General features: G+C 66.0%; 18 protein-coding genes. 8 read left to right on the forward strand and 10 right to left on the reverse strand.

Annotated features, from left to right (window positions below; genetic code table 11):
• Positions 1-8: 8 nt before the first annotated feature.
• Positions 9-809, forward strand: a complete 801-nt coding sequence (locus tag CH274_RS09215) for a HugZ family pyridoxamine 5'-phosphate oxidase (protein WP_094647887.1) — start codon at positions 9-11, stop codon at positions 807-809.
• A gap of 97 nt (positions 810-906) precedes the next feature.
• Positions 907-2310, forward strand: a complete 1404-nt coding sequence (locus tag CH274_RS09220; protein WP_094647886.1) for an NAD(P)/FAD-dependent oxidoreductase — start codon at positions 907-909, stop codon at positions 2308-2310.
• 102 nt (positions 2311-2412) lie between these two features.
• Here the strand turns inward: CH274_RS09220 and CH274_RS09225 are convergent, their stop codons facing one another.
• The 8 genes from CH274_RS09225 to CH274_RS09260 all read right to left on the reverse strand — a co-directional run bounded on the left by CH274_RS09225 (position 2413) and on the right by CH274_RS09260 (position 9660).
• Positions 2413-3081 carry an urease accessory protein UreD gene (locus CH274_RS09225; protein ID WP_094647885.1) on the reverse strand — a complete coding sequence of 223 codons (669 nt, stop codon included), beginning with the start codon at positions 3079-3081 and terminating at the stop codon, positions 2413-2415.
• Between the two features lie 6 nt (positions 3082-3087).
• Positions 3088-3792, reverse strand: coding sequence for an urease accessory protein UreG (gene ureG, locus CH274_RS09230; protein ID WP_032398114.1), 705 nt, complete (start codon positions 3790-3792; stop codon positions 3088-3090).
• 39 nt (positions 3793-3831) lie between these two features.
• A complete protein-coding gene (locus CH274_RS09235; protein WP_094629446.1) occupies positions 3832-4488 on the reverse strand; it encodes an urease accessory protein UreF in 657 nt (218 codons plus the stop codon).
• Positions 4488-6209 carry an urease subunit alpha gene (locus CH274_RS09240; RefSeq protein WP_094657184.1) on the reverse strand — a complete coding sequence of 574 codons (1722 nt, stop codon included), beginning with the start codon at positions 6207-6209 and terminating at the stop codon, positions 4488-4490. The genes CH274_RS09235 and CH274_RS09240 overlap by 1 nt, the downstream gene beginning before the upstream one ends.
• Positions 6209-6841, reverse strand: a complete 633-nt coding sequence (locus CH274_RS09245) for an urease subunit gamma (RefSeq protein ID WP_045195131.1) — start codon at positions 6839-6841, stop codon at positions 6209-6211. Before CH274_RS09245 ends, CH274_RS09240 begins: the two co-directional genes overlap by 1 nt.
• Before the next feature lie 85 nt (positions 6842-6926).
• Positions 6927-8207 (reverse strand): DUF6986 family protein, encoded by a 1281-nt coding sequence (locus tag CH274_RS09250; RefSeq protein ID WP_179275674.1) that lies wholly within the window; start codon positions 8205-8207, stop codon positions 6927-6929.
• Positions 8208-8212: 5 nt separating this feature from the next.
• A complete protein-coding gene (locus CH274_RS09255) occupies positions 8213-8674 on the reverse strand; it encodes a PaaI family thioesterase (RefSeq protein ID WP_032398118.1) in 462 nt (153 codons plus the stop codon).
• Positions 8675-8898: 224 nt separating this feature from the next.
• The gene (locus tag CH274_RS09260) at positions 8899-9660 is read right to left on the reverse strand and encodes a hypothetical protein (protein WP_094657185.1); all 762 of its coding nucleotides are present in this window, start codon (positions 9658-9660) and stop codon (positions 8899-8901) included.
• A gap of 181 nt (positions 9661-9841) precedes the next feature.
• Here CH274_RS09260 and CH274_RS09265 point away from each other — a divergent pair, with 181 nt between their 5' ends.
• The 3 genes from CH274_RS09265 (at position 9842) to CH274_RS09275 (ending at position 13277) form a co-directional block, all read left to right on the forward strand.
• Positions 9842-11317: a FecCD family ABC transporter permease gene (locus CH274_RS09265; RefSeq protein ID WP_094657186.1), complete on the forward strand. Its 1476-nt coding sequence runs from the start codon at positions 9842-9844 to the stop codon at positions 11315-11317.
• Between the two features lie 83 nt (positions 11318-11400).
• Positions 11401-12411, forward strand: a complete 1011-nt coding sequence (locus tag CH274_RS09270; protein ID WP_256993522.1) for a FecCD family ABC transporter permease — start codon at positions 11401-11403, stop codon at positions 12409-12411.
• Entirely contained in the window at positions 12408-13277 is an 870-nt protein-coding gene (locus CH274_RS09275; RefSeq protein WP_045195125.1) for an ABC transporter ATP-binding protein, read from the forward strand. The genes CH274_RS09270 and CH274_RS09275 overlap by 4 nt, the downstream gene beginning before the upstream one ends.
• A 9-nt stretch (positions 13278-13286) precedes the next feature.
• On the opposite strand, the gene CH274_RS09280 is transcribed toward CH274_RS09275, so the two are convergent.
• Positions 13287-15854 (reverse strand): bifunctional lysylphosphatidylglycerol flippase/synthetase MprF, encoded by a 2568-nt coding sequence (locus CH274_RS09280; protein WP_094657296.1) that lies wholly within the window; start codon positions 15852-15854, stop codon positions 13287-13289.
• A 92-nt stretch (positions 15855-15946) separates the two neighbouring features.
• Positions 15947-17248 (reverse strand): alpha/beta hydrolase, encoded by a 1302-nt coding sequence (locus CH274_RS09285; RefSeq protein ID WP_094629464.1) that lies wholly within the window; start codon positions 17246-17248, stop codon positions 15947-15949.
• Between the two features lie 200 nt (positions 17249-17448).
• On the opposite strand from CH274_RS09285, the gene CH274_RS09290 reads away from it, so the two are divergent.
• The 3 genes from CH274_RS09290 to CH274_RS09300 all read left to right on the forward strand — a co-directional run bounded on the left by CH274_RS09290 (position 17449) and on the right by CH274_RS09300 (position 20845).
• Positions 17449-17865 carry a BlaI/MecI/CopY family transcriptional regulator gene (locus tag CH274_RS09290; protein ID WP_032398122.1) on the forward strand — a complete coding sequence of 139 codons (417 nt, stop codon included), beginning with the start codon at positions 17449-17451 and terminating at the stop codon, positions 17863-17865.
• A 23-nt stretch (positions 17866-17888) separates the two neighbouring features.
• Positions 17889-18845 (forward strand): M56 family metallopeptidase, encoded by a 957-nt coding sequence (locus CH274_RS09295; RefSeq protein ID WP_045195121.1) that lies wholly within the window; start codon positions 17889-17891, stop codon positions 18843-18845.
• A 278-nt stretch (positions 18846-19123) separates the two neighbouring features.
• Complete coding sequence (locus tag CH274_RS09300; protein ID WP_045195119.1) at positions 19124-20845, forward strand: DEAD/DEAH box helicase; 1722 nt, start codon at positions 19124-19126, stop codon at positions 20843-20845.
• Positions 20846-20847: the final 2 nt, after the last annotated feature.

Here is a 20847-nt window from a genome sequence, read left to right on the forward strand (position 1 = left end):
TTCTGCGCATGGCACTCGATCACGGCGATCCCGGTGACGCCCCGTCCGTTCCCCCTCCCCTGGCCCCGGTCGTCGACGACCGTCGTCCCTCCGCGGCCGAAGAAGCGCGCACGATCGCTGCGTCCACCAACACCGCAACTCTCGCGAGCCTGACCGCGGACGGTGATCCCTGGGCCTCGTTCGTCACCTACGGATTGCTCGACGGCGCGCCGGTTCTGTGTGTCTCGCGCATGGCCGAGCACGGACGCAACCTCGCAGGCGATCAACGAATGAGCCTGTCGATCGTGGCACCGCAATCGCAGACCGATCCGCTGGCATCGGGCCGAATCACGCTGGCAGGCGTGGTCGAGCGGCCCGAGGGGGACGAACTGGCCGCGGCCCGCGCAGCGCACCTCGACGGCGTACCGGCGGCGAAGTACTACCTGGACTACAGCGACTTCACGCTGTGGATCATGCGCGTGCATCGTGTCCGGTGGGTCGGCGGATACGGCCGAATGGATTCGGCAACTGCCGAGGCGTATTCCCAGGCTGCGCCCGATCCGGTGTCGCCGACCTCGGGGTACGCGATAGAGCACCTCAACGCCGACCACTCGTCGTCCTTGACTGCGATGGCCCGCGAACTGGGCGGCTTTCCCGATGCCACGTCCGCCGAGTGCACGGCCGCGGACCGCTACGGACTGGATCTGAAGGTGTTCACTCCGCGCGGAATCGCGTACACACGGGTCGGTTATGCGACTCCGATCGACTCGGCCACCGAACTGCGGGCCGCGACCGTGGAACTTGCGAAGCGCGCAGCAGCCGCCCGATAGGTGTGCACTGCCATCAACGACACGACGACCTTGTCGAGACGTCGCGATGGATGGCGACTACCGTTGACCTCACACCGCAATCGTTAGGGAGCAGGTAATGAGCATCCAACCGCTCGAATCGAAGCGTCACCGCGTCGTCGTCATCGGTTCCGGGTTCGGAGGTCTGTTCGGCGTCAAGGCCCTCAAGAAAGCCGACGTCGACATCACCCTCGTCGCCAAGACGACACACCACCTTTTCCAACCTCTCCTCTATCAGGTCGCGACAGGCATCCTGTCCGTCGGCGAGATCGCTCCCACCACCCGCGTCATTCTGCGCAAGCAGAAGAACGCAGAGGTGCTGCTCGGAGACGTGCTGAACATCGATCTCGAGGCCAAGACGGTGACGTCCAAGCTTCTCGAACGCATCACCGTCACCCCGTTCGACAGCCTGATCGTCGCAGCAGGCGCGCAGCAGTCCTACTTCGGCAACGATCACTTCGCCGAGTTCGCACCCGGCATGAAGACCATCGACGATGCACTCGAGCTGCGTGGACGCATCCTCGGTGCGTTCGAGCAGGCCGAACTCTCCGACGATCAGGAGGAGAAGGACCGCCTCATGACCTTCGTGGTCGTCGGCGCGGGCCCCACCGGCGTCGAGCTCGCCGGGCAGATCGCCGAGCTCGCCGATCGCACCCTCGACGGTGCCTTCCGCAACATCGATCCCCGCGACGCCCGCGTCATCCTGCTCGACGCCGCCCCCGCCGTACTGCCGCCGATGGGCGAGAAGCTCGGCCGCAAGGCCGCCGAACGGCTCGAGAAGCTCGGCGTCGAGATCCAGCTCAACGCGATGGTCACCGACGTCGACAACGACGGCCTGACGGTCAAGGAGAAGGACGGCACCACGCGTCGCATCGAGGCGCAGTGCAAGGTCTGGTCCGCAGGCGTGCAGGGCAGCCCGCTCGGCAAGCAGCTCGCCGACCAGTCGGGATCGGAGACCGACCGCGCCGGACGTGTGCTGGTGGAACCGGACCTCACCGTCAAGGGCCACCCGAACGTGTTCGTGATCGGCGACCTGATGTCGGTCAAGGACGTTCCGGGCATGGCGCAGGGTGCCATTCAGGGCGCGACCTACGCTGCCAAGCTGATCAAGGCATCGGTCAAGGGCCAGGACGATCCCGCCCAGCGGGCCCCGTTCAAGTACTTCGACAAGGGTTCGATGGCAACGGTGTCGCGATTCAACGCGGTCGCCAAGGTCGGCAAACTCGAATTCGGCGGATTCATCGCCTGGCTCATGTGGCTCGCTCTGCACCTGTACTACCTCGTGGGCTACCGCAGCCGCATCACGACCGTCATCTCGTGGTTCGTGACGTTCCTCGGCAAGGGCCGCGCGCAGATGGCGTCGACCGAGCAGCAGGTGTTCGCGCGACTGGCCATCGAGCAACTCAATTCCCTCGAGCGTGCGGGGGCCGTCGAGGCAGCCGCGGACGAGTCGGAGCAGGAACGCGAGAAGGCGGCAGGCTGATCGACCCCGAACCGGGAATCGACCGAAACAAGCTCTGACACAACGCATCGGTCGACGGGATACCGTCGACCGATGCGTTGCTCGTTGTCCGAGCGGCCGGTCTCACATCCCCGGTTCGACGGGCAGCAGACGACGCCCCACCGAGGTACTCAGCGAGCCGCCGCCGGCCAACGCCAGCCGGACGGTGCCGTCGGCCAGATCGACCTCGGACGCCCGGGTATCGGGATAGCGCAGAGTACTGGACATCGACAGCGGGGCCGACAACGCGTCGTGCGCAACCGATCCCGCGCCCAGTTCCACTCGATGGCGTAGGAGCGGGCTACCCCCGACATCGCATCGAATCGCACTGCTCCAGTGCCCCGACGCTTCCTCGAAGCGGCCGATCTGGGTACGCTCACGCAGCCGTAGGGTCGAATCCTGTTCCAGTACAACGGTGTTGATCACCGAATGCGAGGCGTCGGAGACGACGACCATCGGTTCGGGATCGAAGATCAGCGACGCGCCTGCACCGACCTCGAAGTGCCACTGCGCGGACGAGTGACGGTGCACCCCACCCGGCATCGCCAACGAGGCTGCGACACTGCGCACCTCCAGATGCGCCCCGGCCGCCACCGAGATTCTCACCACGATGGTGTCACCGCCGAGAGGAGTTGCCGCCGTACCGATCAGGTGAACTGTGTCCGGTCCCGTCTGGCGGCCTGCGAGTCCGCCCACCGAGGTGATACGAGGGCTCCGGCTGCGGCTCGCGTCGATGCAGAGCTCTGTGTGCATCGACGCTCAGTGCGTGTGGGCATGCGCGTCGGCGTCGGCGATCACCTTCAGCTGCTCTCGCACCCACTCGAGCACGGTGGTCGCCGCGGGATCGTCGGTGAGAGAGATCAGCGCAGTCGGCCGCCCCTCGCGCACCTGGGCCGCGTCCCGTTCCATGACACCGAGATCGGCTCCGACGTACGGGGCGAGGTCGGTCTTGTTGACGACCAGCAGGTCGGAGAACGTCACACCGGGACCGCCCTTGCGTGGCACCTTGTCTCCCCCGGCCACGTCGACGACGAATATCTGAACGTCGATCAGACCGGACGAGAACGTCGCCGTCAGATTGTCGCCACCGGATTCCACGAGAATCAGATCGAGGGGCGGGTTGTTCTCGATCAGATCGTCGATGGCGTCGAGGTTGGCCGTGATGTCGTCACGAATCGCCGTGTGCGGGCAGCCACCGGTCTGTACTGCGGTGATCCGCTCGTCGGGCAACACCGCGTGCCGACGCAGGAAGTCCGCATCCTCGGTGGTGTAGATGTCGTTGGTGAGCACGCCGAGTGAGAGCTCGTCGCGCAGCTGGCGGCACAACGCGGCCACCAACGCCGTCTTGCCGGAGCCGACGGGCCCACCGATTCCGACTCTCAGCGCGTCGCCTGCCGCCCGTGCGCGCTTGGGGCGATCCAAACCGTGGTCGTGGGGCTCACCGTCGATCAGGTGCGGGGGCATGTCGAACTCCTTGTCACTAGAGGAAAAAAGGATCCGTGTTCAGGATACGAACAACGGCCGATCGCGGATGGCGTGGGCTTCGGCGAACATGTCCAGCAAGGGATCCGACAACTCCATCAGCTCGGGCAGGCAGTCGCACACCGCGGCGGTCACGTCGTCGCAGAAGTCACCCAACCGGATGGTGGTCGCCGCTACTTCGGCCGGGTCGAGGGCGAGCAGACGCTGCGCGGCGATCGCCGACCCGGTCATGGTGATGTAGACCTGCACCGCGGCCGTGTCCGCCACCGACAGACCCGCCGCGAGTCCGACATGCCCTGCGGCAACAGCGAGGTGCGGCTTTCGTCCGATCGACGACCAATCATGGTGCGGCCAGGCGGACTTGGCCAGCCGGAGCAGTCCGCGACCTTGAGCGCGGGAGGCAGATCTGGCGGCCGGAGACGGGGTTCGTGCGTCGGATTCGGCATCGGCCCGGTCCGTACTCGACGACCCGTGCACCAGCGATGCGGCAATGGACGCCGTCGTCGCTCCGGAGGTTCGGATACGGCGTCGCAGAAACGCTTCGAGCGTCGTGATGTCTCGAACGAACCCCGAGGCGATCGCTTCCTCGACGCCGCCCGAGTGCACGTGGCCACCGGTGGGGAGGCGTGAATCGGCAAGCGAGAGAAGCGTCGTCACCTGGAGGCGGGCATCGGGCATCAGAACAGGAAGTATCGCTGCGCCATCGGCAGTTCGGTTGCCGGCTGCTCGGTCCACACGTCACCGTCGATGCGGACGGTGAAGGTGTCGGGATCCACTCGGATATCGGGTAGAGCGTCGTTCAGTGCCATGTCCGACTTCCTGACACCGCGCACGTTCTTGACCGGAACGAGCCGGCGATCACAGTTCAGACGCCCAGCCAGTCCGTCCTCGATCGCCTGCGGGGCAACGAAATGCAACGACGTCGCGGCCGCAGCCTTGGGTGACGCCCCGAACATCGGACGAGGTAGTTCCGGTTGCGGGGTCGGGATGGACGCGTTCGCATCGCCCATGGCTGCCCACGCGATCATGCCGCCCTTGACGACCATGTGTGGACGGACGCCGAAGAAGGCCGGATCCCACAGCACCAGGTCGGCGAGTTTGCCCGGTTCGATCGAACCGATCTCGTCGTCGAGGCCGTGTGCGACGGCCGGGCAGATGGTGTATTTCGCGACGTAGCGCATGACGCGGTTGTTGTCGGCTCCGTTGTCGCCGGCCAGGAATCCGCGACGAGATTTCATCACGTGCGCCGTCTGCCACGTACGCAGGACGACCTCACCTATCCGGCCCATGGCCTGAGCATCGCTGCCGATCATCGAGATCGCACCCATGTCGTGCAGCAGATCCTCGGCCGCGATGGTCGACGGCCGAATCCGACTCTCGGCGAAGGCCAGATCCTCCGGAATCGATGGACTGAGGTGGTGGCACACCATGAGCATGTCGAGATGCTCGTCCAGGGTGTTGACGGTGTGCGGACGCGTCGGGTTGGTCGAGCTGGGGAGGACGTGCGGCTGTGCCGCCACGGTGATGATGTCGGGTGCGTGCCCGCCGCCCGCACCCTCGGTGTGATAAGCGTGGATTCCGCGTCCCTTGATCGCACCGAGGGTGGTCTCGACGAATCCGGCCTCGTTGAGGGTGTCCGAGTGCAGTGCCGCCTGAACGCCTGCGTCCTCGCACACTCGCAGGCACGCGTCGATCGCGGCCGGGGTGGATCCCCAGTCCTCGTGCAGTTTGAATCCCGATGCGCCGGCGCGCAATTGCTCCCACATCGAGTCGGGATTGACAGTGTTGCCCTTGCCGAGGAGCACGATGTTCATCGGCCAGTCGTCCAGCGACTCGAGCATCCGGGACAGGTGCCATGCGCCCGGGGTGACGGTGGTGGCCTTGCTCCCTTCGGCGGGGCCGGTACCGCCGGCGATCACGGTGGTGATGCCGCCGCCGAGAGCCTCCTCCTTGATCTGCGGGCAGATCAGGTGGACGTGACAGTCGATGCCGCCTGCCGTGACGATCTTCCCGTTGCCCGCGATGATCTCGGTGGACGGGCCGATGACGAGATCGGGATGCACCCCGGTCATGGTGTCGGGATTGCCTGCCTTGCCCAGTGCCACGATGCGTCCGTCGCGAATACCGAGATCGGCCTTGATGATTCCCCAGTAGTCGACCACGACGACCCCGGTGATCACGGTGTCGGGCGCACCGTCGGCGCGGGTTGCCCTGGACTGACCCATCGACTCTCGAATGACCTTGCCGCCGCCGAAGACGGCCTCCTCACCGGCGTTGCCGGGTCCGCCACTGCGGTCCTCGGTGACCTCGATCAGAAGATCGGTGTCTGCCAAGCGGATTCGATCACCCGTGGTGGGGCCGAACAACTGGGCGTATCGACTGCGACTCATGCGCGCCATCAGCTGTCCAACTTTCCGGGAGGTGTCATGCTCAATCCGTGTACCTCGCGCGTGCCACCGAGGGGCACGAGCCGAATCGTCTGTTCGATGCCGGGCTCGAAACGCACCGCCGTGCCCGCAGGGATGTCGAGGCGGCAACCGTGCGCCCTCTCGCGGTCGAACTGCAGCGCAGCGTTGGACTGCGGGAAATGTACGTGACTACCCACCTGCACCGGGCGATCTCCCGCGTTGACGACGGCCATGGATATCACCTCGGCACCTTCGTTGATCTCGATGTCGCCTGCGACGGTGATGATCTCGCCCGGAATCAGGTGACCGTCACCCCGCTTGGGGGAGATCGGCTCGTGCACGGTGATCAGCTTCGTACCATCGGGGAAAGTCGCTTCCACCATCACCTCGGGGAGCAACTCGGGCACACCGTCGAGCACGTCGTCGGCACCGAGAATCTCGCGTCCCGAGGACATCAGGTCGGCGACAGATCGTCCGTCGCGGGCACCCTCGAGGAGGTGATCGGTGATGACCGCGATCGCCTCGGGGTGATTGAGTTTGAGGCCGCGTGCCTGGCGACGCCGAGCGAGTTCGGCCGCGTAGCTGACGAGCAGTCGGTCCTGCTCGTGCGGAGACAACCGCATTGGAGTTCTCCGTCCCGATCGGTGATGGTGCTCGGCAATTCTGACACGCTTGCGACCCGTCGGCAGCGGAGCGCGCCGACGTCTCTCATCCGAGCGGCACGGTCACCGATCGATCGAGCAGTCCCCGCAGCACGTCTCGGTCGATGCCGGCAGCGACGTTCTGCAGCTCGGTGATGCCGAACGCGCCCGAATCCAGGCCTCGGACCACAACGCCTGCCAACGCCTGCGCCGTCGCCGGTTCGTCCATCACCTCACCACCCTGGCGATCGAGATAGCTGCCCAGCCGAGCAGCAGCGACCGGCATGGCCTGACGGAAGAAGCCGAAGGTGGCAAGCCATCGCGTCACCAGATGCCCGGGATGCATGTCCCAACCCTGATAGAAGCCGCGTTCGAGCGATCTGGTCACCAGCTCGAAGTGTCGACGCGCGGATGCCGCCACCTGTGTGGGATCACCGGTCGGCACCACCTGGGTCGAACCGTCGCACACCCACACCCCGGTCTGTGCCGCTGCCACCAACATCACGTTCTTCGCGTGGTCCGCCACCGGATGGGCCAATGATTGCTGCGCAGAGGTGATTCCGCAGGCGGCACTGTAGTCGTAGGTCCCGTAGTGCAGGGACGTACAACGACCGTCCGCCCTGGTGATCGCACGCGCGAGTGTCACCGTTCCGTCCGCCCCGATGACCGCCTGCGGGCTCTCGATCTGCAGCTCGAATCGCAGGGCTCGATCGGGAAGCCCGTGCGCACGCTCGAGTTCTTCGCACAGGGCGACGACAGCAGCTACCTGCGCCGCGGCACGGAGCTTGGGCACGGTGAACACGAAGCCGTCGGGCACTCCCCCGGCCCCGTCCAGGACCAGCTCCAGGGTGCGGATTCCGCGCCGACGCTCATGTGCGGCAAGCCCTTTGGCACGAATCCCCAGCCACGTCGGATCGGCCGCATCCTCTGCCAAGGCGGACAGTGCCGCGCCGACCGCCCTCGCATGGCTGTCCTCGACGGCATCCGATCGCCACCCGTAGCCGTCCTCGAAGTCGAATCTGAGGTCCTGGATCGGCGCACTGCCGAGCCGGTCCCGCACCAGGGGTAGTGCATCCTCGGTGTCGAGTTCGGCGAACGCCTCGGGCTGAGCGTCCAGGATTGCCAGGGCGGCGGCACCCCATTCGGCGGGCACGGAGGCCGACGCATCCGAGGCCGATACGTAGACAGTGTGAGAGGGCTGGCCGCCGACTCGGTCACCCGGATACTGCTGTGCGAGTTCGTCGTCGATGGGACCGAACAGTGATTCGAGGCGATCGAACGCGTCGGAAGTCAGTGCGGTCTCCGTCGACCGTAAGGAAGAGTCGGCGCTGTCGCTGTGTCCCGTCATGGGCATCACTGTCCCAGATGCGCCGTGTTTTCGATATTCGCCAGCCGGACCTTGCCCTGAGCAACCAGGCGTCCGTTCTCGTCCGTCATGTCGACCTGCCAGAGCTGCTGCGTCCGTCCCCGATGAATCGGATGTCCGTGCGCGCTCAGGGTTCCCGACCGAGTCGCGCGCAGGAAGTCGGTGTTGTTGTTGGTTCCGACGACGTGGCCGCGCGAGCCGAACCACGCCGATCCACCGATACTCGCCACCGACTCGACCACCGAACACAGCACACCCCCGTGCATGATTCCGGCCGGTTGGTGGAGCTGCGGGGTGACGGTCCATTCCGCGCGCACCTCGTCGCCGGTCACCTCGAGGTACCGCAGGCCGAGAACCCCGTCGAACCCTCGTGCACACAATTCGGTGAGCTGTTCCGGCGTCATGGTGTCGAAGGTGCTCTCCCCCGTGGTGCCGTTCGAGTCCGTCATAGCTGTGCCTTCCGGTTGCGTCGAGATAATCCGGCCGACTCGGCTGTCGACTCTCGTTCAGAGATACACGACGATCGACCCACGAAAATCGGTGGGCCTCTCGTTCGTCGAGAACGAGAGGCCCACCGTGGCAAGGACCGGGAGTCACTGCAGCCCTCAGGACTCCGGCGCGGTCCGTTGGTACCAAGTCAGCATAGGCATACCTTAGTTCCGGCGCAAGACCGTCACGATGCCCGGAGTCTCGCTCGCCCCGGAACCCCGACTCGCGCGCGGACGGGAGCCCCGGCCGCGACCATGGCGTCGAGCAGCATCTGTCCCCGGCGGGCACCTGCCGACGCGCTCGCTCCCGCCAGAATCGGCACGTATGTCGAGGCCCCGAGGATGGCATCACCGACCAGAGCCCAGAAGACACGCGCATCCAACGGTGCGCGTTCGGCGATCGCACGGAACACCGCGCCGAGCGAGGTCGTGCAGCGATGCGCAGTCCAGACCAACAGTGCTCGTTCACACGGCAGTGTGACCGTGCCGTGCTCACCCGCGGCAGGGTCCTCGGGAAGCACTCGCAGGATCGGCGATGCCACTCCCGCCCAATCGATCCCGCCGTCACTGTCCATGTGGATCCACAGGTTGTCGATGCCCGGGTCCCAGGCTCGTGCCTCCAGGACCAGCAGCGCGGCCACGCGTCCGACGACGGCATGGATCAGGGCCGTGGCAACCTGCACCGCCGCGGCCTCGGGAACGTCGAGATCCTCGAGCGATCGTCGGTACATCTGCTCGACGCGGCCGTCGTCGAGTCCCACCGCCAACTGCCACCAACGGCGTTTGCCCTCGTTCGCCATGGTTGCCACCGCGTACATCCGCGGGTAGTCGGGGTTGAGTGCACGCAGGGTCGCGCACGAGTCGGTCAACAGCGCCGCTCCGCCGGATCGGTTCGAGAATCGATGCACATCGGCCCAGCCCGTGTATGACGCTGTTGCAACTGACACCTGATCGCTCCTTGGGTTCTCGGCGGGTGCTCACGTCGCACCCCTTGCAATCAATGTAGGTTAGCCTAACCAGATCGTAAAGCGGGTCAGGCACCGCTACCCTTACCTCACCTCACATGTCGAGGAAGGGTTCCGTAACCTAAACCGAGTCCCTTCGAACCAGCGAGGAGTCACGAGCACTGTGACCACAGCTCCGCTACTCGGCCCCCACGGCGCACGCCGGTCTTCCGACGAGCCGTACGGGACCGAAGACGTGCCCACCGGGCCGCCGCCGCGTAGCTCCCGCATCGCTGCAGCCGCTATCGACGCACTGATCGTGCTGGTCCCTCTGTTCGTCGGCTGGTCGATCGTCGACGCGCTTCGCGACGACAACGGCGGCGGCCAAGCGGACCGAATCGTGTTCGGCACCATCGCGGTGGGCGTCGCCGTAGCCCTGTTCGTCTGGAATCGCGGCTACCGCGACGGCAACGAAGGCCAGAGCACCGGCCGCCGCTGGATGGGTCTGACACTGCGGGACAGCGCAACGCACGGTCCCATCGGTGTTCGCCGTGCCCTCCGGCGCCAGTTCGGGATCGACGCTTCGTCGTCCGAGATCGTTCGAGAGAAGACCGCGGCAGCGGAGGGATTCGAGCCGATTCCCAAGGACGGTTCGGTCGCCGCGATTCGGCGCCGAAGATTGCTCGGCTTGGCCGTCCTGGTCGCCGCTCTCGTCGCCGGAATACTCGCCAGCATCGCCATCGGCGCGCGACCACTGACCTTCGCCGAAATCGCCCACGCCCTGCTGAATTCGACGGGCACCGACACCGACATCATCGTGCGCACACTGCGAGTTCCCCGCACGGTGCTCGCGTTGGTCGTGGGAATTGCGCTCGGCATCGCAGGCGCTCTCATCCAGGGGCACACCCGCAATCCGTTGGCCGACGCCAGCCTGCTCGGCCTCAATTCCGGGGCGGCGTTCTTCGTCGTCATGGCCATCTACCTGTTCCGGTTCACCTCACCGAGTCAGTACCTGTGGTTCGCGTTCGCCGGTTCGGCGGTGGCGAGCATCGTGGTGTTCGGCCTGTCGTCGATCGGGTCCGGCAGATCGAGTCCGGTCAATCTCGCGCTGGCCGGAGCCGGCGTCGCATTCTTTCTCTCGGCCATGACCAACGCCGTCGTACTGCTCGATCAGACCAGCTTGGACGGCTACCGCTTCTGGGTGGTCGGATCCGTTGCAGGACGCGGCCTCGACGTACTGTGGCAGGTTCTGCCGTTCCTGGTGATCGGCGTCCTCATCGCGTTGGCGAGCACACCCGGCCTCAACGTCATGAGCCTCGGCGAGGACGTCGCACGATCGCTCGGGACCAACATCGCGGTCACCCGCACCGTCGGCATCCTCGCCATCACCCTGCTCACCGGCGCAGCGACCGCAGCATGCGGGCCCATTGCGTTCGTCGGCCTCGTCGTTCCGCACATCGCCCGCGCGGTGACCGGTCCCGACTACCGCTGGCTCGTGCCCTACGCGGGCCTCATGGGCGGAGTGATGCTCATGATCGCCGACGTCATCGGGCGAGTCGTGGTGCGCCCTGGCGAGCTTCAGGTCGGCATCGTTCTGGCACTGATCGGAGCGCCGTTCTTCATCGCTCTCGTCCGACGCCGGAAGTTGGTCAGCCTGTGACCGCCGACCTGCAGTCCCCCACACCGGCACCCGGCCCCGGCGTCGTTCGCACCCGGCCTGCGTTCCGCCTCGGTCCGATCTCGATGGTCCGACGGCCACTGATGGTCCTGACGACCATCCTCCTGGCTGCGGCGCTCTTGCTGGTCATGTGTGTGAACATCGGACGAGGCGACTTCCCGCTGTCGATCACGGCGGTCCTCGACGTGCTGCTCGGCGGCGGTTCGAGAATCGAACGGTTCATCGTGATGGACCTGCGACTGCCCCGTTCACTGACCGGGCTGTTGGTCGGGGCCGCCCTCGGTATCTCCGGCGCGATCACACAATCGATTTCTCGCAATGCCCTTGCCAGCCCCGACATCCTGGGGATCACCGCCGGTTCCAGTGCCGCGGCCGTCGCGCTGATCGTGCTCGGCGGAGGCAGCTTCAGCGGGCTGCTGGCCACCCTCGGTCTTCCTCTCGCTGCACTGATCGGCGGGCTGCTCACCGCGATAGCCATCTACGCCCTCGCCTGGCGAAAGGGCGTAGACGGGTTCCGCCTCATTCTGGTCGGCATCGCCGTCAACGCCATGCTCACCGCCGTGATCGGCTGGCTGCTGATCAGCGCCGACATCAACGACGTCTCCCGCGCTCAAGTCTGGCTCAACGGGTCGCTCAACGGAGCGGACTGGGCCGCGGTCTGGCCGGTTGCCATTGCCGTCGTCCTGGTCGGTGGCGGCACCGTCGTCGCGACGTTCACGCTCGGTGCCCTGCGACTCGGCGACGACAACGCACGATCTCTCGGAATTCGACTGCAACACAGTCAGGCGATGATGCTGCTCGCTGCCGTCGCACTGGCCGCGATCGCCACCGCCGCCGCGGGACCCATCGGGTTCGTGGCGCTCGCCGCTCCCCAGATAGCGCTGAGGGTGCTGCGAACGCCCGGCCCCCCGATCATCGCGTCGGCACTGCTCGGCGGATTGCTCGTCGTGGGAAGCGATCTGATCGCTCGCACGATTCTGCCCGTCGAGCTCCCGGTCGGCATCGTCACCTCGGCCCTCGGCGGACCGTTCCTGCTCTACCTACTCGTTCGCAGTAATCGAAAGGCCTCCGTATGACAACCAGCCACACCTCGCGTCTGATCGCGAACGATCTGAGCCTCGGTTACGGCGACCGCACCATCGTCGAACACCTGGACCTCGAAATACACACCGGTGTCATCACCACGGTCATCGGACCCAACGGCTGCGGAAAGTCCACGCTGCTGCGCTCACTCGGCCGCCTGCTCAAACCCAAGGCCGGCAGTGTGATGCTCGACGGACGAGCGATCTCCTCGATGAAGACCAAGGAGGTCGCCCGCACCCTCGGAATGCTGCCTCAGGCACCGACCGCCCCCGAAGGCCTCACCGTCGCAGATCTGGTCTCGCGCGGTCGTCACCCACACCAGTCGTGGATCAGGCAGTGGAGCTCGGACGACGAGGCCGAGGTGGCGAACGCACTCGAACTGACCGGAGTCGGCGACCTCGCCGACCGACCCGTCGACGAGCTGTCCGGGGGCCAGCGGCAACGCGCCTGGATCTCGATGGCACTGGCACAGGGCACCGATATTCTGTTGTTGGACGAGCCGACCACCTACCTCGATCTGGCGCACTCCATCGAGGTCCTCGATCTCGTCGACCGCCTGCACGACGAACTGGGCCGCACCATCGTCATGGTCCTGCACGATCTGAACCTGGCGATTCGCTACAGCGACCGGTTGATCGTGATGAAGCAGGGAGAGATCATCACCGCGGGTCGGCCGCAGGATGTCATCTCCGAGCAGCTTCTGCTCGACGTGTTCGGCCTGGAGGCCGCAGTCATCGACGATCCGATGTCCGACCGTCCCCTCATCGTTCCGATCGGAACCCGGCACGTGTACGGATCGGTCGGCGGGCCTGTGAGATCTCGGAATCGTTCTGCCACAGGCCCGTTCACCGCTATCTGACGACGCTGCTCACCGCTCGATCATCGTGCGCACCAGCTTGAAGCCCTGACCGATCGACACGTCCGGCAGATACGCCCGACCGATTGCATTACCGATGCTGGGAAGTGCGGCCGGATCGGCGAACGTCATGTGCATCGGTTCGTAGCGAGGCTGGAACTTCGACTTGAACGCCAGTAGTGAACGGAATCCGTATACAGGTTCGAGGGTGCGTCCGAGGACGTCGAGCAACCGTTCGAGCAAGCCCGACAGCGTCGACTGCTCGGCACTCGAGACATGTTCGGGTTGCTTCTCGTCGACCTTGGCCAGGGGTGCTCCCGACAGACTGAGGAATCGAGCCCCCTCCTGTTCGAGCAGCAGAGCGGCCGAAGCGATGAGGAACTCCATCGTGGGCCGGAAGCCCTCGGATCTCCGTCTCATGAAATCGAGTGTCCATCCGACGATGACGCCGTCCTCGTACACCGGCATCCACGAGGTCACGCCGTGCACGGTCCGGTGCTCGTCGACGGCGATCAGGCACCGCACGTTCTCGTCGTCGACCTCCTCGAGACCGCCGAGAGTGAAGCCCATCTCGGGCATGCCCTTGTCCGCGACCCATTCCTCCGAGATCGCCGTGATCTGGTCCGTGATCGCCAGCGGAGCAGAAGGAAAACGAATCCACTCGGCGACGACGCCGGCCTTCTTCGCTCTGTTCAGCGCAGTCCGCACGTCCTGGAATCGCTTACCTGTGAACGCAATTCCGTCCAGGTCGAGAACCGTTTCCTCACCGACCTGGATTCCACCCCAACCGAGGGAGTCGGTGATGCGGCGGACCTCGGGAGTGACCGAGTAGAAGCACGGTATCCATCCGTTCTCGGACGCGAACTCGGCGAAGTCGACGACGTTGTCCCGCAAGGACTCCCGCGGACCGACGGGATCCCCGGTGGTCAGCGCCACGCCGGAGATGACCCGGTAGGCGACATAACTGCGGCCGTCCGGACCGAACCAGTACTTGTTGCCGCGCCAGGTCGTCATCCACGACAGAGCAGACCCACTGCTCGACATGAGCAATCCGCGAGCGCGTTCGGTGGCGTCGGTCTCGCTGCCGTACACCGGGGTCAGGAAGGTACTCGCGGCGAGCACACAGACCACCACCCAGAACACCACGCCGGTCCACTCGAAGAGCAGAGTGGTCGGCGTGTTCTGCGGTAGCAGGGAGGGCTCGAGCCACTGCAGGTAGACCGGGGGAATCAACCGTTGCGGGAAGTCCGCCAGCAAGCCGCCGAACGATGGCGAATCGGCGAATCCGCCTCGTGCCAGATACCCACCGATCGAGTAGATCAGAGCGAGTCCGACCGCCACCCCGACCACCGAGGCCGCCCATCGCCGATAGGTTCCCGAAGGTGCCGACACGTCGAAGAACTTCCGGGTGACGAACAGGACCAACAACACGATCAGCGGCAGCAGGAACGGCACCGCAGTGCGGTACGCCGTCGGCGACTCCAAACCGTAGAACAGGGACTGGTCGTCACCGGACTCGAGGAACCGGATCGCGAAGTTGGCCACCGACAGCGCGAGCAGAATTCCCTGCGAGACCACCGCCATCGCCCACGCGAATCGCCTGCCTCGGCGCAGGCCGTCACTGACCACCAGCAGGAACAGCGACGGCATGATGCTCAGGATGGTCGGGCCGACTCCCCCGAGTCTGAGATCGAGCAGACCACGACGGCATTCGACCGGGTCGGTGGTCGCGTCGGCGCAGATCTCGCGCACCTCCGCCGCCGTGTACGGAACCCCCCGCACCACATCTCGAAGTACCGCGAACGGCCCGACAGCGTTGGGGCTCAGTGCCGCCAGCACCGGGCCGAGGGCACTCGCGGCGACGATCAACGCAACCAGCACCCGACCTTCGCGTTGGGTACCGGCCAATCGTGGGCCACGCGCCGACCGACCGACGATCCACGGGCCCACGATCAGACCGATCACCGCCGCGGCGAGCCGAACGACGTCCTGCAGGTGCCCACCGAACAGAGCCAACGTCACCAACAGGGCCAGCACACCGACACGAATACGCCTGCGCCACAACGTATCCATCCGCGAGGTCGCGACCAGGACGACGCCGAAGATCCAGGTCGTCGGACCCACAGCGGTTCCGACGTGCAACCGGAACCCCCAATCCGCGTCGAAGGTCTTGGCCAGGACCGCAAGACCGAGGCCGAACAGCGAACCGGCCACCTGCGTCACCAAGGCCGCGACGGCGAAGCGACGGGATCCGATCCGGCGCTCGATCGGAGCGGCGGCGACCAACACCCCGATCGTGGCCACCACGCACCCCGCGATGTTGGGTGCCGCCAGACCCGAGGTGAGCGGGGTCCACAGGTGCCAGTGCTCGAAGGGCATGATGCCCACGGCGAAGTACCTGTCCATCTCGCCCCGGTCGTCCACGACAGCGGCGACGATGCCCATCACCCAGACGACGGCGAGCAACGCGAAACTGACCGGTGCTCCCACGGCACCGAACACGATGAGCGACCACAGCCGGCGAAGCTGGCGCATCACCGCAGACGCACCCGACCTCAGAGACTCGGTGCGCGTGCGCATCCAGGACGGTTCGCCGGGATCGTGCGCGCCTGCCACACCCGAAGCCGGTGCCTCGGCGTCGGCCGCGGACGGTCGTTCCGGATCGGTCACGTTCACGAAATCAACCCTGTCCTCGTCGCCAACCATGGGAGCTCACGTCGGAGGCCCTCCGACCACACAGCGAAGCTGTGCCCGCCCGGTACCTCCACGTACTGCACATCCATTCCGGCGGCCTTCGCCGCGTCGTACATTTCCTGTTGGCCCGGTTTGTAGTCGTTGTCGTCCGACCCCACGACGAAAATACCGGCCGAGTCGGGGTACCGACGTGATTTCAGCAGGTCGAGCGGATTGACGGCAGTGAACGCCGCGGAGTTTCCTCCGAAGGCCTGCTGCACCGTTCGGTCTCGATCGCCGAGAGTCGGCTCGCGCTGACCGGACAGGTCGAGAAACGTGGGATAGACATCGGGATGATTGGTCGCCATCTGTATCGAACACGTACCGCCGTAAGACAATCCACCGATCGCCCAGTGCGCGCGATTCGGATCGACCTGCAGCGCAGTGTCGATCCAGTCGGGAACGTCGCGGGAGAGATACGTGTCAACGTTGCCCAGGGGTGAGTCGACACAGAGCGGATTGGCCATCGACGACCCGGTTCCGTCCGCGACGACGACGACCGGCGCGAGACCCGCGTGATCGCGAGCGAAGTTGTCCATGGTCTCGGCGAGCTTTCCACCGTTGAGCCAATCCTCGGGTGCTCCCGGCTGACCGGCGAGCAGCACGAGGACCGGAAGGAGCGGACGAGGATCGGCGAAGTAGGCGGGCGGCAGGTAGATCTGCGCATCTCGTGCGGAGAAGTTCGACGCAGTGGCCGGAATGGAGGCGGAGGTGATTCTCCCGGCGGACGCCAGGTCGGCGGGCGCGGTCCAGACCGAGTCGAGCGGCGTGCCGGTGACGGTCTGTGCCACCGCAGCGGGCACATCCGAGAACTGAATGCGCGCCGCGGACTCGGCCCCGAGAGCGTTGCCCACGGTGGGGTAGGCGTCGAACTCCAGGTTGACGTGCAGGGCCGACGCCGCCACCACGAACACCGTCGCCAGCACGGACGCCGAGGTGCCCAGCACCCCTCGAGCGGCCAACGACCTGGGAACCATCGTGAACAACGCAGCGAGACCGACGCCGATCCACACGTAGATCGCGGTCTCTATCGGGTCCGGGAACGGTCGCCACACCTTCTCGACCACCACGTAGCCGATCGTCGTGGCGACGATCGATGCCGTCGCGGCGATCGGCAGCGCACGCGTGGCGTATCGCCGCGATCTCGACAAGAGCAACCACAGACCACCGAGGGCACCGAGAACGGACACGATCACCGGTACCGGGCCGTCGATCAACGACAGGGAATCGAACCAGTCCACGCCTTCGTCTCCGCTCACTTCTCGAAAGTCGGGCCGAGGGGCGGCACGATCACAGCACAGAATATTCGCCGCCGGATTCCCGCGGTCGAGACCCGCCGATTCGTCGCGACACCGCCTATGACCGATCCCACACCTGCCGACAGGTCGGTACTACCACGAGTAGTACGCATCCGCGTCGGAGTAGCCGTAGACTCGGACGAATGGCTGGTCTTGGTGAACTAGAGCGTGCAGTGATGGACCATCTGTGGGAGTCGTCGGATCCCCAGACCGTTCGACAGGTGCACGAGGCGCTGGCGACGCATCGCGAACTCGCGTACACGACAGTGATGACGGTGCTGCAGCGGCTGGCGAAGAAGAAGTTGGTCGTGCAGCAACGCGACGACAGAGCGCATCGCTATGCCCCGTTGCACGGCCGCGACGAGCTGGTCGCGAGCCTGATGGTCGACGCGCTGTCGCAGGCACCGGCATCGGGTGGACGCGCAGCGGCACTCGTCCACTTCGTCGGACAGGTCGGGGCCGACGAAGCCGCCGCCCTCCGTGAGGCGCTCGCCGCTCTGGAAGTGGCACAATCGACATCGAAGTCCCCTTCGGCTGGAGATGGCCGTCCGACGGACTGACGCTCGCGGCAGTAAGTGAGGACATGAACTCGACGACTGCGCTGGTATTCGCAGTACTCGCGCTGATCCTGGCTGGGCCGGTTCCGGCAGTGCTCGCCCGCGCGAGCTGGCCGTACCGGTCACCACGCGCGGCTCTGGTGCTCTGGCAGGCAATTGCCCTCGCTGCTGTGCTCTCGGCCTTCAGCTCGGGCCTCGCGATCGGCGGACTGCTGCTGGTCCCCGGTCCGGACGGTCGGCCCACGACGGCACCGACCGACGAGATCGACGCTCTCGGCCTGCCCCTGTGGATCCTCTACGTCGTCGTCCTCGCCATCACGCTCGGCATCGGCGCCAAGCTCATGTTCTCCGTCGTTCAGGTAGCGGTCAGAACCCGTCGTCGACGTTCCAGGCATCGCGTGCTCGTCGATCTGCTGGATCGAAGCGATCGGGGCGAGAACCCTTTCCGTGGTCTCCGCGATGCAGACATCCGCGTGCTCGACGCGGCGGAACCGATCGCGTACTGCCTACCGGGTCTGCGTCAGCGGGTGGTGCTCAGTCGTGGAACGTTGGCCAGTCTCTCCGAGGCGGAGGTCACTGCCATCCTCAGTCACGAGCGGTCACACCTGCGCGCCCGCCACGACCTGGTCCTCGAAGCATTCACCGCCGTGAACGAAGCGTTCCCTCGGATCGTCCGCAGCAAGTCGGCGCTCGGCAGCGTGCAGCTGCTGGTCGAGCTGCTCGCCGACGACTCGGCGGTCAAGGTCACCGGACCCACGCCGTTGGCCAGGGCCCTGGTCACCTGCGCCGGGTCAACTGCACCGCGTGGTGCGATGGCGGCCGGAGGGCCGCACACCCTCATCCGTGTCCAGCGCTTGAGCGGCCCGGGTGCCGATGTGCGCATCGCTGCGGCTGCCTACGCTGCGGCCGTGGTGATCCTCGTTCTTCCCACGATCTACGTCGCCATGCCGTGGCTGGAGGAATTGAGCAAGCTCGTCGGGTGAGTCCCGCGGGCGATCGGGGTCGCACAGGTCACATCGACTCGAGTCGAACAATCGGCGGTACGTCCCGTACAGTAGAGACCGGTCGCCATCGCGGCCTAGCAATCGAAATGGCACAAACAGCCCCACTTTATGCAGTTCTCGTCTGCATTCTGATGGCCAGGTGACAGTGCCCTGGCTCGTATCAATGTGTTCTGGCTGTTTTTTGTGTTTCCCGGTTCTTCGGGTGCTCTCAGCTTCGGGCTTATTGGCGTGCCCGCAATCCGGAGAGGCTTTACTGCGTGACCCACGCTGTTTCCAACACACCCGTTTCCACCGCTTCCGACACCACGGCAGTCCCGACGCCCGCAGCGGCACCGGCATTCACGTTCGCCGATCTCGGACTGCCCGAGGCAGTCGTCGCCGCATTGGCGCGCAACTCGATCACCGTGCCCTCCCCCATCCAGGAGAAGGCACTCCCCGACGCCATCGCCGGTAAGAACGTCCTCGGCCGTGCGCAGACCGGCTCGGGCAAGACCCTCGCCTTCGGCCTGCCGATCCTGCAGCGCCTGTCGTTGCACACCGACCGCCCGGCGGCCAAGCGCCCCCGTTCGCTCGTATTGGTCCCCACGCGCGAGCTCGCTTTCCAGGTTGTCGAATCCCTCGCTCCCTACGCCAATGCGCAGGGCCTGCGCGTTATGCCCGCCGTCGGCGGCACCCCGTTCAACAAGCAGGTCGAGCAGCTCCGGCGCGGAGTCGACGTCCTCGTCGCCACCCCGGGTCGCCTCGCCGACCATCTGCGTCAGGGCACCTGCATCCTGGACTCCATCGAGATCACCGCGCTCGACGAGGCCGATCAGATGGCCGACATGGGCTTCCTGCCCGAGGTTCGTGCCGTCCTCGCCGACACTCCGGCAGATGGACAGCGCATGCTGTTCTCGGCCACCCTCGACCGTGAGGTTCAGTCGCTGGTACGCCAGTTCCTGCCCGATCACGTCGAGCACTCCACCCAGGACGGCAAAGCCAGCGTCCGCACCATGGATCACTACGTGCTCATGGTCGACCGGGGTCAGAAGGATCTCGTTCTGTCCGAGATCGGTGCCCGCGAAGGCGGTCGCACCATCATGTTCGCGCGTACCAAGCTGGGCTGCGACGGAATCACCGACCGCCTGCGTGCGCTCGGTATCGCCGCGGAGTCACTGCACGGTGGCAAGGCTCAGAATCAGCGCACCCGCGTTCTCGAGCGCTTCAAGAACGGCCGTACACCCGTCCTCGTCGCCACCGACGTTGCTGCTCGTGGAATCCACGTCGACGGTATCGACCTGGTCGTCCACGTCGATCCGCCCGCAGACCACAAGGACTACCTGCACCGCGCGGGACGTACGGCACGCGCGGGAGAGAAGGGCACCGTTGTCGCGATCGTGCTGCCCAACCAGCGTCGTCAGGTTCTGCGTCTGACCGGGATGGCCGGCGTCAAGGCCACCGCCGTCAACGTCTCGCCCGGTTCGGCCGAGCTGAACAGCATCACCGGAGCGAAGAAGCCGACCGGTGAGCCCCTGCGCGCCGAGTCCGCTCCCCGCGACCGGAACAGCCGTCCCGGCTACCAGGGATCCAACCCGCGCAGCGGCGGCGGATACCAGGGCTCCAACCCCCGCAGTGGTGGCGGATACCAGGGCTCCAACCCCCGCAGCGGTGGCGGATACCAGGGCTCCAACCCCCGCAGCAGCGAGGGCTACCAGGGCGACCGTCCCCGCACCGGCTACCAGGGCTCCAACCCGCGCAGCGGCGGCGGATACCAGGGATCCAACCCCCGCAGCAGCGAGGGCTACCAGGGCGATCGTCCGCGTCGCTCCGATTCGGGCTCGTACCGCGGCTCCGAGGGTCGTGGATACGAAGGCCGTGGCTCCGACAATCGCCGTCCGGCATCCGGTCCCCGCCAGGACGAGCACCGGTCCGGTGGCTTCCGCAGTCGCACGGAACGGCGTTCGTACGACGGTTTCGACGGTCCGGCTCGCAGCCACTGATC

This window comes from Rhodococcus sp. 06-418-5 (genome assembly GCF_002258285.1).
GTDB lineage: Bacteria > Actinomycetota > Actinomycetes > Mycobacteriales > Mycobacteriaceae > Rhodococcoides.

Coding starts and splice junctions, on each gene's coding strand:
- CH274_RS09215 (WP_094647887.1), top strand. CDS start 9: ATGGCACTCGATCACGGCGATCCCGGTGACGCCCCGTCCGTTCCCCCT.
- CH274_RS09220 (WP_094647886.1), top strand. CDS start 907: ATGAGCATCCAACCGCTCGAATCGAAGCGTCACCGCGTCGTCGTCATC.
- CH274_RS09225 (WP_094647885.1), bottom strand. CDS start 3,081: ATGCACACAGAGCTCTGCATCGACGCGAGCCGCAGCCGGAGCCCTCGT.
- ureG (WP_032398114.1), bottom strand. CDS start 3,792: ATGCCCCCGCACCTGATCGACGGTGAGCCCCACGACCACGGTTTGGAT.
- CH274_RS09235 (WP_094629446.1), bottom strand. CDS start 4,488: ATGCCCGATGCCCGCCTCCAGGTGACGACGCTTCTCTCGCTTGCCGAT.
- CH274_RS09240 (WP_094657184.1), bottom strand. CDS start 6,209: ATGGCGCGCATGAGTCGCAGTCGATACGCCCAGTTGTTCGGCCCCACC.
- CH274_RS09245 (WP_045195131.1), bottom strand. CDS start 6,841: ATGCGGTTGTCTCCGCACGAGCAGGACCGACTGCTCGTCAGCTACGCG.
- CH274_RS09250 (WP_179275674.1), bottom strand. CDS start 8,207: ATGACGGGACACAGCGACAGCGCCGACTCTTCCTTACGGTCGACGGAG.
- CH274_RS09255 (WP_032398118.1), bottom strand. CDS start 8,674: ATGACGGACTCGAACGGCACCACGGGGGAGAGCACCTTCGACACCATG.
- CH274_RS09270 (WP_256993522.1), top strand. CDS start 11,401: ATGGTCCGACGGCCACTGATGGTCCTGACGACCATCCTCCTGGCTGCG.
- CH274_RS09275 (WP_045195125.1), top strand. CDS start 12,408: ATGACAACCAGCCACACCTCGCGTCTGATCGCGAACGATCTGAGCCTC.
- CH274_RS09280 (WP_094657296.1), bottom strand. CDS start 15,854: ATGCGCACGCGCACCGAGTCTCTGAGGTCGGGTGCGTCTGCGGTGATG.
- CH274_RS09290 (WP_032398122.1), top strand. CDS start 17,449: ATGGCTGGTCTTGGTGAACTAGAGCGTGCAGTGATGGACCATCTGTGG.
- CH274_RS09295 (WP_045195121.1), top strand. CDS start 17,889: ATGAACTCGACGACTGCGCTGGTATTCGCAGTACTCGCGCTGATCCTG.